15 protein-coding genes and 1 tRNA gene are annotated in these 14,538 nt (G+C 70.4%); 11 read left to right on the top strand and 5 right to left on the bottom strand.

Going from position 1 to position 14,538, the window contains the following annotated elements:
* Nucleotides 1-5 precede the first annotated feature (5 nt).
* Together BJ998_RS10895 and BJ998_RS10890 are read left to right on the top strand one after the other, a co-directional pair.
* Nucleotides 6-197, top strand: coding sequence for a helix-turn-helix domain-containing protein (locus BJ998_RS10895; RefSeq protein WP_184860834.1), 192 nt, complete (start codon nucleotides 6-8; stop codon nucleotides 195-197).
* A complete protein-coding gene (locus tag BJ998_RS10890; RefSeq protein WP_184860833.1) occupies nucleotides 197-1,372 on the top strand; it encodes a site-specific integrase in 1,176 nt (391 codons plus the stop codon). Before BJ998_RS10895 ends, BJ998_RS10890 begins: the two co-directional genes overlap by 1 nt.
* 66 nt (nucleotides 1,373-1,438) lie before the next feature.
* Here BJ998_RS10890 and BJ998_RS10885 read toward each other — a convergent pair.
* A tRNA-Lys gene (locus BJ998_RS10885) sits at nucleotides 1,439-1,511 on the bottom strand.
* A 188-nt stretch (nucleotides 1,512-1,699) separates the two neighbouring features.
* Between BJ998_RS10885 and BJ998_RS10880 the strand changes: the two genes are divergently transcribed.
* The 3 genes from BJ998_RS10880 (at nucleotide 1,700) to BJ998_RS10870 (ending at nucleotide 5,636) form a co-directional block, all read left to right on the top strand.
* Nucleotides 1,700-2,575, top strand: a complete 876-nt coding sequence (locus tag BJ998_RS10880) for a spermidine synthase (protein ID WP_376775854.1) — start codon at nucleotides 1,700-1,702, stop codon at nucleotides 2,573-2,575.
* Between the two features lie 119 nt (nucleotides 2,576-2,694).
* Nucleotides 2,695-4,809 (top strand): putative bifunctional diguanylate cyclase/phosphodiesterase, encoded by a 2,115-nt coding sequence (locus BJ998_RS10875; RefSeq protein WP_184860831.1) that lies wholly within the window; start codon nucleotides 2,695-2,697, stop codon nucleotides 4,807-4,809.
* Nucleotides 4,810-4,829: 20 nt separating this feature from the next.
* Nucleotides 4,830-5,636: an SAM-dependent methyltransferase gene (locus BJ998_RS10870; RefSeq protein WP_184860829.1), complete on the top strand. Its 807-nt coding sequence runs from the start codon at nucleotides 4,830-4,832 to the stop codon at nucleotides 5,634-5,636.
* 11 nt (nucleotides 5,637-5,647) lie between these two features.
* Here the strand turns inward: BJ998_RS10870 and BJ998_RS10865 are convergent, their stop codons facing one another.
* A complete protein-coding gene (locus BJ998_RS10865) occupies nucleotides 5,648-6,289 on the bottom strand; it encodes a Fe-S oxidoreductase (RefSeq protein WP_184860827.1) in 642 nt (213 codons plus the stop codon).
* Nucleotides 6,282-6,431, bottom strand: a complete 150-nt coding sequence (locus BJ998_RS10860) for a hypothetical protein (protein WP_184860825.1) — start codon at nucleotides 6,429-6,431, stop codon at nucleotides 6,282-6,284. The genes BJ998_RS10865 and BJ998_RS10860 overlap by 8 nt, the downstream gene beginning before the upstream one ends.
* Before the next feature lie 671 nt (nucleotides 6,432-7,102).
* On the opposite strand from BJ998_RS10860, the gene BJ998_RS10855 reads away from it, so the two are divergent.
* Nucleotides 7,103-8,062 (top strand): tetratricopeptide repeat protein, encoded by a 960-nt coding sequence (locus BJ998_RS10855; RefSeq protein WP_184860823.1) that lies wholly within the window; start codon nucleotides 7,103-7,105, stop codon nucleotides 8,060-8,062.
* Here BJ998_RS10855 and BJ998_RS10850 read toward each other — a convergent pair.
* Together BJ998_RS10850 and BJ998_RS10845 are read right to left on the bottom strand one after the other, a co-directional pair.
* A complete protein-coding gene (locus BJ998_RS10850) occupies nucleotides 8,059-8,820 on the bottom strand; it encodes a LamB/YcsF family protein (protein ID WP_184860821.1) in 762 nt (253 codons plus the stop codon). The genes BJ998_RS10855 and BJ998_RS10850 overlap by 4 nt on opposite strands.
* A 10-nt stretch (nucleotides 8,821-8,830) precedes the next feature.
* A complete protein-coding gene (locus BJ998_RS10845; protein WP_221337958.1) occupies nucleotides 8,831-9,652 on the bottom strand; it encodes a helix-turn-helix transcriptional regulator in 822 nt (273 codons plus the stop codon).
* 56 nt (nucleotides 9,653-9,708) lie between these two features.
* On the opposite strand from BJ998_RS10845, the gene BJ998_RS10840 reads away from it, so the two are divergent.
* The 5 genes from BJ998_RS10840 to BJ998_RS10820 are packed head-to-tail and all read left to right on the top strand — an operon-like array spanning nucleotide 9,709 to nucleotide 14,508.
* Nucleotides 9,709-11,397: an AMP-binding protein gene (locus tag BJ998_RS10840; protein ID WP_312890041.1), complete on the top strand. Its 1,689-nt coding sequence runs from the start codon at nucleotides 9,709-9,711 to the stop codon at nucleotides 11,395-11,397.
* Nucleotides 11,398-11,455: 58 nt separating this feature from the next.
* A complete protein-coding gene (locus BJ998_RS10835; protein ID WP_312890040.1) occupies nucleotides 11,456-12,325 on the top strand; it encodes an amino acid ABC transporter permease in 870 nt (289 codons plus the stop codon).
* Nucleotides 12,322-13,074 carry an amino acid ABC transporter ATP-binding protein gene (locus BJ998_RS10830; protein WP_184860815.1) on the top strand — a complete coding sequence of 251 codons (753 nt, stop codon included), beginning with the start codon at nucleotides 12,322-12,324 and terminating at the stop codon, nucleotides 13,072-13,074. The genes BJ998_RS10835 and BJ998_RS10830 overlap by 4 nt, the downstream gene beginning before the upstream one ends.
* Nucleotides 13,075-13,117: 43 nt before the next feature.
* Nucleotides 13,118-13,993: an ABC transporter substrate-binding protein gene (locus BJ998_RS10825; protein WP_312890039.1), complete on the top strand. Its 876-nt coding sequence runs from the start codon at nucleotides 13,118-13,120 to the stop codon at nucleotides 13,991-13,993.
* A 53-nt stretch (nucleotides 13,994-14,046) separates the two neighbouring features.
* Nucleotides 14,047-14,508, top strand: a complete 462-nt coding sequence (locus BJ998_RS10820) for a PadR family transcriptional regulator (RefSeq protein ID WP_184860811.1) — start codon at nucleotides 14,047-14,049, stop codon at nucleotides 14,506-14,508.
* Nucleotides 14,509-14,538 lie beyond the last annotated feature (30 nt).

The raw sequence follows: 14,538 nt of genomic DNA, 5'->3' as shown, positions 1-14,538 counted from the left end.
GCGGAATGTCTGCCAACGCAAAGATAGCTCCACTATGGACTGTTGTGGATGTGGCTACCTTCCTGGGCATCCCTGTGCAGACGTTGTACCAGTGGCGGCGCAAGGGGTTCGGTCCCAAGGGTACGAAGGTTGGCAAGTACGTCCGCTACGAGCCGGACGGCGTCCGTGAGTGGTTCAAGTCGTTGGGGGAGAGCTGATGCCGCGTCCACCGCTGCCGTTGGGCACCTTCGGCAAGATCACGGTTTACAGGCAGGGGGCGAAGAAGTACCGGGCGCGGTGCCGTTACAGGGACTTTGACGGCAAGATCTACCCCGTCGAGCGGTACGGGGTGACCGGCCCCGAGGCCGAACGTCGGCTGAGACAGGCACTACGTGACTGGGCGACGCCGTCCGGTGGGGCCGAGGTGACCTCCAACACGAGGTTCAAGGACGCTGCTGCCCTGTGGCTCAAAGAGGTTGAGCACGATGCAGAGCGGGAGGCCCGTTCGTGGGGCACGGTGGACACCTACCGGAGCCGCCTGGAAGGGATCGTCATCCCGGCCGTCGGCGAACTGCGGATGTTCGAGGTCAAGACCCCGATCCTCGACAAGCTGTGCAAGCGTGTCCGCGATGAGTCGAGCGCCAGTTCGGCCAAGACGGTGCGGTCGATCCTCTCGGGCGTCTGCGGGCTGGCCGTTCGGCACGGTGCCCTCGACACGAACCCGGTGCGTGAGGTCGGGCCGTTGGAGAGCAAGAAGGCGCGCAACCAGCCGGCCAAGTCGCGTGCGCTCACCGGGGACCAGGTGCTTGACCTGCTCGCCAAACTCGACGCTGACGAGCAGGCCCGGCGGGACGACTTGCCGGACCTGGTGCGGCTGTTCCTGGCGACGGGGGAGCGGACCGGCGAGGCGTTGGGCGCGCACTGGCCCGACTTCGACGACGCGGGGAAGACCCTCACCATGCAGGGCAACGTCATTCGCGCTCGGGGCAAGGGGAAGATCCTCAACCGGGGGAAGACGGAGAACGCTCAGCGTCCGATCCCGCTGGCGGACTGGTGTTGCGCGATGCTGATCGAGCGGCGGGCGGCCGTGACGAACCTGGCTGGGCCGATTTTCCCCAGTACTACGGGCACCATCCGGGAGGCGTCCAACGTGCGCAACCGGGCGTGGAAGCCCTTCGCGGAGCGGGCCGGCTACGGCTGGGTGACCTTCCGGACGTTCCGCAAGACGGTGGCGACCCTGCTCGACGACGCGGGGCTGACGGCGCGTCAGATCGCTGACATCCTCGGCCACGCGCGGCCGTCGATGACTCAGGACGTCTACATGGGTAGGCGTACGGTGAGTCGCATTGGCGCTGAGGCGCTAGAGAAAGCGGTGAATGGAACCGCAGAGTAAGAGGTGGGAATACTGGGGGTCTGATCTTGAACGATCGGCCCCCAGTTCATCTACCTGGGGAAAGAGTGCGCCGCCAGGGACTCGAACCCCGAACCCGCTGATTAAGAGTCAGCTGCTCTGCCAGTTGAGCTAGCGGCGCTCGTCGAAGGTTTCCCGTGAGGGTTTCCCTCGCTGACGGGAGAAACATTAGCACAGGCGTCGCGGCAATTCCCAATCGGCTGGTCAGGGGCGGTATGCGCAGGTCAGGGGCCGGTTTTGTGCGGACCGGGGGAAGGTGAGCCGCGTCACTGCACTAGGCTCGACGGTTCGGTCGGGGGAGGAGCGGCAGTGGGGCACGGAAGGTCGCCGAGGGGTCGCCCGAATCGGCGGTCGGGGCCGGAGTTCGCCCGCGCGACGGTCCGTTTCGGCGAGGCGGAACTGTCCCGGGACCCGGACCGCCCCGCGGCCTGGCTGCTGTCGGTGAACGGCGTGGCGCAGTCCTATGTGGATCTGGATGACCCGACGCACCTGGAGTTCGACTACGTGCGCCGCATCGGGGACGTGGTGGATCTGGCGCATCCGGCGGGTGTGCCGCTGGACGTGCTTCACATCGGTGGCGGTGCGTGCACGATCCCGAGGTACGTGGCGGCGACGCGGCGCGGATCGCGGCAGCTGGTGATCGAAGCCGACGGCCCGCTGGTGGATCTCGTACGCGAGCAGCTGGACCTGAGGTCGGTGCCGCAGCTGAAGGTCCGGGTCGGCGACGGCCGCCAGGAGACGGCGACCCGCCGCGACGACACGGCCGACCTGGTTGTCGTGGACGCCTTCGAAAGCGCATTGATGCCGGGACCGCTGGCGACGCTGGAGTACACCCGCGAAGTGCGCAGAGTGCTGCGCCCGCACGGCACGTACGTGGCGAACCTGGCCGACGGGGGCGGCCTGCACTTCGCCCGGCGGTTCGCGGCGACGCTCGGTGAGGTCTTCGAGCACGTGCTGGTGATGGCGGAGCCGGGCGTGTTCCGCGGCCGCCGGTTCGGCAACCTCGTCGCGGCGGCCTCGGGCGAGGACCTGCCGACCGCCGAGCTGGCCCGCCGCACCGCGGGCTCGGCCTTCCCGGCCCGCTGCGTCGCAGGTCAGGAGTTCGCGCGCAACGCGAAAACCCTTTCCGACGATGAACCGGTCATCCCACCGCAGCCGCCACCGGACGCGTTGGGCCGGACCTGATCGACACTTTCACACGTTCGGGGGAGCGTTTCCAACATCCAGACCGAGTAGACACTGCCACGGTACGTCCGCTCGGACGCTTGTGAGCCAATCCCGACCAAAGGAGCGAGCCGACCGGCGTGAACGATCACCCGCTGCGAGGTCCCGTCGACGACAGCTGGCGGACCGAGCTGGCGCGCACGTGGGCGGCGGAGATCGCGAAGACGGTCTTCATTCCCATGTCGCACGCCAAGATCGTGCGGCTGCTGGGGCGGATGACCGGCACGCTCGCGGACGCCGTGTGCGCGGATCCGCCGGACGCCAGCGGGGTTGCCGAGATCGGCACCGCCCTGGTCAACCGGGCCATCTCCGGCAAGGCCACGCTGTCGACCACCCTCGCTGTGCTCGGCCGCGGCCTGCTCGCGATGCCCGACGCGCCGGCCGACCTGCCGGCCCGCGTCGTCACGGTGCTCAGCGCGCTGGCCGCCGGCTACGCGGAGGCGTTGCGGGAACGAACGTACATCAGCCAGGAGGCGCTGAAACGCTCGCTGATCAAGGCGAAGCGGGACACCGAACGCAGCCTCGCCGACAGCGACGCCCGGCTGCGCGCGATCTTCTCGTCCTCCGCCGTCGGCATCGCGATCAGCGAGCCCAACGGCAAGTTCTCCCAGACGAACGCCGCCCTCACCGAGATACTCGGCTACGGCCAGCCGGAGCTGGCCGGGATGAGCGTGCAGGACCTCGCTCATCCCGACGCCGCCGGCTGGCTCGCGGACAGCATCGCCGAGCTGCTCTCCGGCCGTAGGGCCAACTTCCGGGAACGCTGCCGGCTGGTGCACCAGGACGGCGACTCCGTATGGGCCTACCTCGCGGTGTCACTGCTGCGCGACGACCACGACCAGCCGGCCTACCTCGTCACCATGGTCGAGGACGTCACCGAGCTGCACCTGCTCGGCGATCGCCTCGGCCACCAGTCGCTGCACGACATGTTGACGGGGCTGCCCAACCGGCAGTACTTCGTGTCCACTTTGGAGAGCACGCTGGGCCGGTCGTCCGCCGCCGGCCGGATCACGTTGTTCCACTTCGGACTGGACCGGTTCACGGTCGTCAACGACGGCCTCGGGCAGCACGTGGGCGACCAGCTGCTGCGGGCCGTGGGGCAGCGCCTGGAAAGCGTGTTCGCCGGCGAGACCGCGATGGTCGCGCGGCTGGGCGGCGACGAGTTCGCCGTCCTGCTGGAGGGCAAGGAGGACACGCCCGGCGTAGGCGATTACGCCGCGCGGGTGCTGGACGCGCTGGCCGACCCCATGTTCATCGGCGGCGACGGCATCGCCGTCTCGACGTGCATGGGGATCGTGGACCGGATCAGCACCGGCACGGACCCCGCCGAGCTGCTCCGGGCCGCCGACATGACGCTGCACCGGGCCAAACGGCGCGGCGCCGGCCAGTGGGACCTGTTCGACGCGCGGCAGGACGCCGCCGACCGCTCCCGCTTCCGGCTGGCCGCGACCCTGCCCGGTGCGCTGCAGGCCGAGCAGCTGGACGTCGTCTACCAGCCGCTGCTGCGGTTCTCCGACGAGACGATGATCGCCGTCACCGCCCGGCTGGCCTGGCGGCCGCCCGCGCAGCAGCCGCAGCGGCACTGCGAGGTGCTGGCCCTGGCCGAGGAGACCGGCGTCGTGCTGCCGGTCGGCCGGTGGGCGATCCGCAAGGCGTGCCAGCAGGCCGCGCTGTGGTGGCAGGTGCACGGCATCGCCGCGCCACCCGTCGCCGTCGACCTCTCCGCCGGGCAGGCCCGCGACCCCGACCTGGTCGGCGTCGTCCGCCGTGAGCTGGACGCCGTCGAGCTGCCGGCCGACCAGCTCCGGCTCGGGGTGTCGCTGGGCACCGAGGCGCAGAACGACGAAATCATCGACAACATCCTGGTGCTCGCCGAAATGGGCGTCGCATCGTCCCTTGTGGACTTCGGCACCGAGCACGCCGAGCTGTTGCTGCGCGGGGAGTTCACGCTGCGCGCCGTCGTGCTCGACGCGCGGCTCGGCGACTCCCTCGCCGACGACCGCACCGCCGAGATCACCGAGCCGGTGGTGCGCAGCCTCGTCGACTTCGCCCACAGCCTCGGCCTGCCGGTGGCGGTCACCGGCATCCGGCACGAGGATCACCTGCGCCGGCTGCGAGCCGTCGGCGTCGACGCGGGACAGGGCGAGCCGCTCTCGCCGTCGGTGAGCGCGGACCGGATCGTGTTGGGCCAGTGAGCGCGGGGAAGCGAGGAGCCATGTCAGGAGCGGTGGACTGGGTGCCGGCCGAGGTCGACATCGACGTTCCCAGCTCGGCCCGGATCTACGACTACGTCCTGGGCGGGGCGCACAACTTCGAGCGCGACCGCATGATCGGCGACCAGCTGGCGCAGGTCGTCCCCGTGCGGGAGATGGCGCGGCTGAACCGGTCGTTCCTGCGCCGGGCCGTGCTTTTCCTCATCGACAACGGCATCCGGCAGTTCCTCGACATCGGTTCCGGCATTCCCACCGTCGGCAACGTGCACGAGATCGCCCGGGAGGCCGACCCCTCGTGCCGGGTCGTCTACGTCGACTACGAGCCCGTCGCCGTCGCGCACAGCCGGCTCATCCTCCGTGACGACCCGCAGGCCGTCATGGTCCAGTCCGACCTGCGCGAGCCCGAGCGGATCCTCAGCGACCCCGAGACCCGGCGGATGCTGGACTTCGACCAGCCCATCGGCCTGCTCATGGTCGGCGTGCTCCAGTTCATCCCCGACGCCGACGACCCCGCCGGGGTGATCGCCCGCTACCGCGACGCCCTGCCCGCCGGCAGCTACCTCGCGCTGTCCCACTTCACGCCGGACAACTTGGAGGAGGGCATGGCCAAGGCCGTGGACGTCTTCTCCCACAGCGCCGAGCCCATCCACCCCCGCTCCCACGCCCAGATCACCGCCATGTTCTCCGGCTTCGACCTCGTCGAACCCGGCGTGGTCTTCACCGCCAACTGGCGCCCCCAGTCCGCGGCCGACCTCGGCGACGACCCCGACCACTCCGGCATCTACGCCGGCGTAGCCCGCAAACCCTGAACCGCCAGGGGTTACAGGAGGCGGGAGGCTTCGAGCATTCGGCTTTCGCGGACGGCGGGGTCCTGGTGGGGGCAGCTGGCGCACGGGGCGAAGCCGGCGTGGTCGATGAGGCAGCACGAAACCCGCCGCACCAACGGCTTGCCTTCGAGCTCCACGAAACGAGCGGGCGGCAGCGGCGAGCCCATCGAGGCCACGAGCCACGACGCCTGTTCAACGCCTTTCGCGGGGGAGCCGAGTTCCCGCCAGGCGCGCAGGAGAGCGTTGGCGATGGCATCGGTGGTGATGGCCCACAGGGGAGGCAGCCGAACACCGGAGACGGCGGACAGGGTCTCCAGCACCGGGCTCAAGGCGGAACGCAACGCCCCGGGCAGCGAGGAAACGTCAGGCAGCAACCCGCCGGGGTAGACGTTCACCACCCGACCGTCCTCGCCGACATGCACGCGAAGCCGGTCCAGAGCCGGATCCGCGGCGAGGTCGATCTCGGCCAGCCGGGTGAGCAGTGAGGTGAAGACGACGCTGCTGGTGCTGTACCACCACAGGGTGCCGGCGACGCGGTTGTCGGAGGTGGACCACCGCGCACGGCTGTCGGCGACGAAGCGCTCCATCTCGGCCGGGTCGGCCAAGGCGGTGCCGGGCAGGATGCGCTCAGTCATGGCGGAACTTCACCTCTGCTACGGCGGAGTCGACGCAGCGGACGCCGAAAACCCGGTCGGCACAGGGCAGCACGGAGAACCGGTGCCGCGTGATCGCCGGGTGGCCGGTCAGTTCGGCCCGTCCCAGCAGGAAGTCCGCCATCTGCCGTGCCTGTTCGTCGTCGGCCCCGAGGACAGCGGCTGCTTGTCCCCACGGCAATCGTAGTCGAAGACCTTCGCCTGAGCGGTGTCTTCTCACTGATGTTCTTGTCCGACAACCGTTTCGCCGAGTCGAAGGCAGTCGGCCACGGCGACCGCACGCTGCGTTCCTCCGCGCCGGCGCAGCCATGTGATCTGCGAGCCCCGGCGACCGCCCTTAGCAGAACTCGGAGCGGTCGCACGTCCCAGACGAGGGCGTCACCCGGCCGGGTGGTCCCGCCGATCATGTGCGCGACGAGCGCGGCCAGCCTGTCGGTGACCGGCAGTAGCGCACATCCGCCGGCCCGTAGGACACGAGAACAAGGCGGCGTTCAGACCTGTGAACCGAGTATCGAACGGTGCGGCGCGCGCGGGCATCGACGGCCAGACCTCCATCGCCTCGTGGACGCGCCCTGCGGTGCCGTGGCCGGTCTCCCGGCTGACGGGTGGCCCATGCGTCCTCGCGCACATCCTGATCACGGTGGCGAGGGCCGCGCCGGAGTCCCGCCACCACGGTGTCGTCACAGTCGGCAGCGCCTGTCAACGGTGTCGATGTGACCTGGTCGGGGGATCCTCAGGTTGACAGCGGTGCGGTCGGTCGGGAGCATTCGCGCAGGCGAGTCGGGGAGTGAAGTGGTGACCCAGCTGCGTCAAGCCGAGGTGGTGCTGCCGGTCGTCGAGTGCGGCCAGGACAGCCCGGTGTCGGCCCTTGGTGCTATCGGTGCGGTGCCGTGGCCGCGGCGGACGGCCCGGCATCGGGATCCACGTCCGGTGCCGGCAGTGGTGCTCGAGAACGACCTGTTGATCGCCACCGTCCTGATCGGACGCGGCGGTCGGCTGCATTCGTTGTGGCACAAGCGGGAACATCGCCCGGTTCCGTTCTCCTCGCCGGCGTTCCAGCCGGCCAGCGGCGGCCCGGTGTTCGCGGCCCCGGTGGGCGGCGACACGCTGCGGGTGTGGGAGTGGGACACCGCGCGCGACCTGCCGTACCAGATCGACTTCGTGCTGCCCGACGGCGAGGCGCTGCGGGTGGACACCAAGGTGCGGGACCCGCGCGGCCACACCGAGTGGGACGAGACGCCGCCGGGTGACCTGATCATGGCCGGCTCCGGTTGGGGCGCGCTGGAGCTGACCCGGCTCGGCGCCCGGCTGACGGCGACCCCGTTCACCGGTCTCGGCCCGGCGCAGCGGCCGTGGCTGGATCTGTTGCACGGCAACATGACCGCCACCGATCCCGAGCAGCCGCCGGGTCGCAGCCTGGTGTCCGCGCCGTGGCGGACGATGCTGGAGGCCGCGCCGGAGAACTGGCTCACCGCCTACCACATCGGCGTTGCCCGTTGGCACGCAAGGGAAAACGAAGCCGCTATCGCGGCGTGGCGGCGTTCCATCGAGCTGGCCGTGTCACCGTGGGCGCTGCGCAACCTGGCCGTGGCGGAGTTCCGCTGTGGCCACGTGCGAGAGGCGGCCGAACTGCTGACCGCCGCCGCCTGGTCCACGCCCGCGGTGCCGGATCTCTCCGTGGAGGCCGTCGACCTGCTGCTGGCTGCCGGCCAGGCCGACGAGGCCGCCACGCTGCTGCGTCGGGTGCCCGGCTAGACCGCGAACGGCGCCAGGGACAGCCCCGCTTCGAGCAGCCCGGCGCGCACGCGGCGGGCGATCTCCACCGCGCCCGGCGTGTCGCCGTGCACGCACAACGATTGCGGCGCAACGGAAACGACCGTGCCGTCCACGGCGGTCACGGTGCCCTCCAACGCCATCCGCACGCAGCGGGCGACGATCTCGTCCACGTCGTGCAGCACGGCCCCGTCCAGGCGGCGGGACACCAGCTCGCCGGAGGGCGTGTAGGCACGGTCGGCGAACGCCTCCCGCACGGGCGTGAGCCCGGCGGATTCGGCCTGCCGCAAGGATTCCGACCCGGGCAGCCCGAGGACCGGCAGCGACGGGTCGTACCGGCGCACGGCGTCCACCACGGCCGCCGCCTGTGCCGCATTCGTCACGATTGCGTTGTACAGGGCCCCGTGCGGCTTGACGTACCGCACCCGCGTGCCGGCGACGCGGGCGAAGCCGTCCAGCGCGGCGATCTGGTAGATGACGTCGTTGACCAGTTCCGCCGGGTCGACGTCGATGAACCGCCGGCCGAAGCCGGGCAGGTCCCGGTAGCCGACCTGGGCCCCGATGGCGACGCCGCGCTCGGCGGCCCGCTCGGTCACCCGCCGCAGCACGGTCGGGTCGCCGGCGTGGAAGCCGCACGCGACGTTCGCGCTGGTCACGACGTCGAGCAGGGCGTCGTCGTCGCCGAGCCGCCAGGCCCCGAAGCCCTCGCCGAGATCGCTGTTCAAGTCGATGACGGTCATGGCCACCAACCTAGGGCAGCAGCCCGAACCGGCGGGCGGCAACCACCGCCGCCAGCCGCGAGTGCACGTCGAGCTTGCGCATGGCGCTGCGCAGATACGCCTTGACGGTCTCCGGCCGCACCCCGAGCCTGCGCGCCACCTCGGCGTTGGTCTGCCCCAGGGCGATGCCGGCCAGCACGTCCAGTTCCCGCGCGGACAGCGCCGGCACGGGCGCGTCCGGCGGCGCCCAGGAGGCGGCCAGCCGCGCGCAGACGTCGTGCACCCGCTGCCGCAACGCGTCGTCGGTGACCTCGGCGGCCAGCTGCCGGAGCTCGGCGTGCGCGGCCCGGACCTCCTCCCAGCCACGAGGGGCCTTCACGTCCTCGATACGGCTGCGTTGCGCATCGCGCACCGCGAGCCCCTGCTCCAGGTCCCGCGCTGCCTCCCGTGCGGCGGTGAGCACCCGGTCACCCAGCGGCAGGGCCTGCCGCAGCGCCCCGTACAGCACGGCCCGCACCACCCGGTTGACCACGACCGGAACGGCCACGATGGACCGCAGTCCCTCGGCCGTCACGGGCTGGTCGTACTGGTGGCTGATGCCGGCGGCGTGCGAGTAGTCGGTGACGGCCAGCGGCTTGGCCAGGGCCAGCGCCTTGCCGCCGAGACCGTTGCCCCGCACGACCATGAGGCCGGCCAGTGAGTTCGTGCTGGTCCCCAGCAACTCGGACAGCTTCACGCCGCCGGTCTGCACCACCCCGCCGAACGCGACCGGCAGCCCGGTGGTCGTGCGCATCGTCGCCAGGGCGCGGCGAACCTCGTCGCGTTCGACATGAGTCGGGGCGGCATCCTCCATCCGGTCCCCCTTTCCGGGGGTAGCGGACTGCATCGTCCGGCACCACCATCGCCTGCGTGACCGATACGGCATTCCGGGCGGCCCGTGACCTGCTGCTCGCCCATCGAGAAGACTACGCCGTCGCCCGCGACGGTTTCCGCTGGCCAGAGCTCGGCGAGTTCAACTGGGCGCTGGACTGGTTCGACGCGATCGCCGTCGGCAACGACCGTCCGGCGCTGTGGATCGTCGAGCAGGACGGCAGCGAGCGGCGGGTCTCGTTCGAGCAGATGTCGCAGCGGTCGAACCAGGTCGCGAACTGGTTGCGGGGGCACGGGGTGCGCCGCGGCGACCGGATCATCCTGATGCTGGGCAACCAGGTGGAGTTGTGGGAGACGATCCTCGCGGCGATGAAGCTGGGGGCCGTGCTGATCCCGGCCAGCACCCTGCTCGGGGCTACTGACCTGCGCGATCGGGTCGAACGCGGGCGGGCCGGGCATGTCGTCACCGGCCTGCCCGGCAGCTACGCGGACGTGCCGGGCGACTACACCCGGATCGCTGTCGGCGCGCCGGCCGAGGGCTGGCTGGACTATGCCGACTCCGTGAACGCGTCAGTACAGTTCGAACCGGACGGAGTCACCCGGGCCGACGACACGCTGCTGCTGTACTTCACCTCCGGCACCACGGCCAAGCCGAAGCTGGTGGAGCACACGCACGCGTCCTACCCGGTCGGGCATCTGTCCACCATGTACTGGATCGGGCTCGAGCCCGGCGACGTGCACCTGAACATCTCCTCGCCGGGCTGGGCGAAACACGCGTGGAGCAACGTTTTCGCGCCGTGGAACGCCGAGGCGACGGTGTTCGTCTACAACTACACGAGGTTCGACGCGTCGCGGCTGCTGGCCGAGATGCAGCGCTGCGGCGTGACGAGCTTCTGCGCGCCGCCGACGGTGTGGCGGATGCTGATCCAGGCCGACCTGACCGCGCTGACCAAGCCGCCGCGCAAGGTCGTCGGCGCGGGCGAGCCGCTCAACCCCGAGGTGATCGAGCAGGTTCGCAAGGCCTGGGGCGTCACGGTTCGCGACGGCTTCGGCCAGACGGAGACGACCGTCATGGTGGCCAACACGCCGGGGCAGCCGATCAAGCCGGGCTCGATGGGCCGCCCGGTGCCGGGCTACGAGATCGTGCTGGTCGACCCGGCCACCGGTGAGCTCGGCGACGAGGGCGAGATCTGCGTGGACCTGGCTCGTCGCCCGCTCGGGCTGATGGTCGGATACCACGGCGACGACGAGCGCAACGCCGAGGTGATGCGGGACGGGTACTACGACACCGGGGACGTCGGTTCCCGCGATGTGGACGGCTACCTCACCTACGTCGGCCGTGCCGACGACGTGTTCAAGGCGTCGGACTACCGGATCTCGCCGTTCGAGTTGGAAAGCGTGCTGCTGGAGCACGATGCCGTGGCGGAGGCCGCGGTCGTGCCGTCGCCGGACCCGCTGCGGCTGGCCGTGCCGAAGGCGTACATCGTGCTCGCGGCAGGTTGGGCCGCGGATGCGAGCACCGCGGAGGCGATCTTCGCGCACTCCCGCGAGCATCTGGCCCCGTACAAGCGGATCCGCCGGCTGGAGTTCGCCGAGCTGCCCAAGACGATCTCCGGCAAGATCCGCCGGGTCGAGCTGCGCGGGGCGGAGAACGACAAGCACTCCGGCCCCGAGCGTCCACATGGTGAACACCGCGAGGAGGACTTCCCCGCACTTCGAAACGGCTGACTTCCCACTCTCTAGGAATCGTTGACGCGTCGGTGGGCGCGCTGTTCGGATGGGTCGCGTGACCCTGTCCGTACCGCGCCCCACCGCGTCGGCGCCCGACGACACCGCCGACCTCCGCGTGGTGCCCGCCCGCTATCCCTTGCGGTGGGCGGGCATCGCCGTCGTGCTCGTGCTGCTCGCGCAGTTCGTGCACGGCCTGGCCACCAATCCCGGTTGGGACTGGCCGACCTTCGCCGCGTTCTTCGCCAGCGGCGCCGTTGTCACCGCCCTCGGCACGACGCTGCAGCTCACCGCGTACGCCACGGTGCTCGGCTTCGCCGTCGGCGCGGTGCTGGCGCTGATGCGCCTGTCGCACAGCCGGTTCCTGCGCACGGTCGCCTGGGGCTACGTGTGGGCGTTCCGCTCCATCCCGCTGATCGTGCAGATCATCTTCTGGTTCAACGTCTCCTACCTCTACCCGAAGCTGGGCTTCGGCGTCCCGTTCGGGCCGGTGCTGTTCACGGTCGCGACCCAGGACCTGTTCTCGCCGCTGGGCGCGGCCGTGATCGGCCTGACGCTGCACCAGGCCGCCTACTCGGCCGAGATCATCCGCTCCGGCGTGCTCGCCGTGGACGCCGGCCAGCTGCAGGCCGCCGCCGCGCTCGGCATTCCGCGGGCCCGGCAGTTCCGGCGAATCGTGCTGCCGCAGGCGATGCGGTCGATCCTGCCCAACGCCGCCAACGAGGTGATCTCGCTGCTCAAGGGCACGTCGATCGTGTCGGTGGTGGCGATCAACGAGCTGTTCTACCAGGTCCAGGTGATCTACGGCCGCAACGCCCGCGTGGTCGCGCTGCTGATGGTCGCCACCGTCTGGTACGTCGTGCTGACCTCCCTGCTCTCGCTCGTCCAGCACTACGTGGAACGCCACTACGCCAAGGGGTCCCGATGATCGAGATTCGGGACGTGCACAAGAGTTTCGGCCAGCACGAGGTGCTCAAGGGCGTCAGCCTCCACGTCGCCGCGGGCGAGGTGGCGGTGGTGCTCGGGCCCTCCGGCTCCGGCAAGTCCACGCTGCTGCGCAGCGTCAACCACCTGGAGAAGGTCGACCGCGGGCAGATCCGGGTCGACGGCGAGCTCATCGGATATCGCCGCCGTGGCAACAAGTTGTACGAGCTGAAGGAACGCGAGGTGCTCAAGCAGCGCAGCGCGATCGGCTTCGTGTTCCAGAACTTCAACCTGTTCCCGCACCTGACCGTCGCCGACAACGTCGCCGAGGCGCCGGTCGCGACCGGTCGGCTGCGGCGGAAACCGGCCCGGGCCAAGGCTTTGGAGCTGCTCGGCCGGGTCGGGCTCGCGGAGAGGGCCGACGCCTATCCGCGGCAGCTGTCCGGCGGCCAGCAGCAGCGGGTGGCGATCGCCCGGGCGCTGGCGCTGGACCCCAAGGTGGTGCTGTTCGACGAGCCGACGTCCGCGCTGGACCCGGAACTCGTCGGCGAGGTGCTGGACGCGATGTTGGACCTCGCCCGCAGCGGCACCACGATGATCGTCGTCACGCACGAGATCGGCTTCGCCCGCGAGGTCGCGGACACCGTCGTGTTCATCGACGACGGCCGCGTGCTGGAGCAGGGGCCGCCGGCGCGGGTGCTGGACAACCCCGAGCACGAGCGGACCAGATCGTTCCTGTCCAAGGTCCTGTAGGAGGAGAGCGTTGTACGGCAAGCTCATAGCGGCACTTTTGGCGGTGACAACCGTGACCGCCTGCGGCGCGGCGGCCGGCGAGCAGAGCCAGCAGCAGCCGCGCATCACCACCGCCGAGGTGGACAAGATCGCCGCCGAAGTACCCCAGGCGATCCGCGACCGCGGCACCCTGGAGGTGATCACGAGCGTCGGCACCGTGCCGCCGCTGACCTTCTACGACACCGACAACAAGACGCCGATCGGCGTCGAGGAGGACATCGCCTCGCTGGTCGCCGACGTGCTGGGCCTGAAGACCCACGTCAACGTCGCCTCCTGGGAGAACGTGTTCGTGGGCCTGGACTCCGGCAAGTACGACGCCGGCTTCACCAACATCACCGTCACCGAGGCGCGCAAGGAGAAGTACGACTTCGCCACCTACCGCTTGGACAACGTCTCCTTCGAGGCGCGCAAGGGCGGCAAGTGGAAGGTGACCGGGCCCGCCGACGTCGCCGGCAGGACGATTGCCGTCAGCTCCGGCACCAACCAGGAGAAGCTGCTGCTCGACTGGAACGCGCAGAACGTCGCTCGTGGTCTCCAACCCGTTGACGTCAAGTACTTCCAGAACTCCACCGACTACTACCTGGCGCTGCAGTCCGGGCGAATCGACGCCTACCTCGGGCCCAACCCCACCGCCGCCTACCACGCCAAGAGCTCCGGGCAGACCGAGATCATCGGCACCATCTCCGGCGCCGGGCCGACGCTGCAGGGCGAGATCGCCGCCACCACCAGGAAGGGCAACGGTCTGGTCAGGGCGCTGAACGACGCCCTGAACCAGGTGATCTCCGACGGCAGCTACGCCAAGGTGTTGGACCGCTGGGGCCTGGGCAACGAGGCCGTCCCGCATTCCGAGATCAACCCTCCTGGCCTGCCGAAGTCCTGACCCGCTTTCGCCTTCACCCCTCCCGCTGCCGTCCTGACCGCTTTAATGCTGGCATGGTGGAGTTGGTGATCCTTGGGCTGCTCGCCGCCGGGCCGGCGCACGGGTACGAGCTGCGCCTGCGCATCCCCGAGATCACCGGCCACGGCCGCCCCGTCGCCGACGGCACCCTCTATCCCGCGATCAAGCGGCTGGCCGAGGCCGGGCTGCTCACCCGGCAGGCCCGGCCGGGTCAGGTCGCCGCGCCCAGGCAGGTGCTCACCCTTACGCCGGCCGGACACGCCGAACTCGTCCGCCGGCTGGCCGCGGTCGACGTGGCGGACGACCCGTCGTGGCTGACCGCCCTGGCCTTCCTCGGCGCACTGCCCGATCCCGCCGATCTGCTCCGCCGCCGGCTCGCCGTGTTGGAGGCTCGGGCGTTGCCCGAGGGCACGGATGCGTACCAGCAGTGCCGGCTGGCCGTGCTGACCGCCGGTCGGGAGGCGGAACTGGCCTGGTTGCGGGCCCGCGTCGCCTAGCCCGAGCGGGTGATCCCGGTCGACCTGAGC

It is taken from the genome of Kutzneria kofuensis (assembly GCF_014203355.1).
Lineage (GTDB): Bacteria > Actinomycetota > Actinomycetes > Mycobacteriales > Pseudonocardiaceae > Kutzneria > Kutzneria kofuensis.
This window is presented reverse-complemented; position numbering and strand designations above follow the sequence as displayed.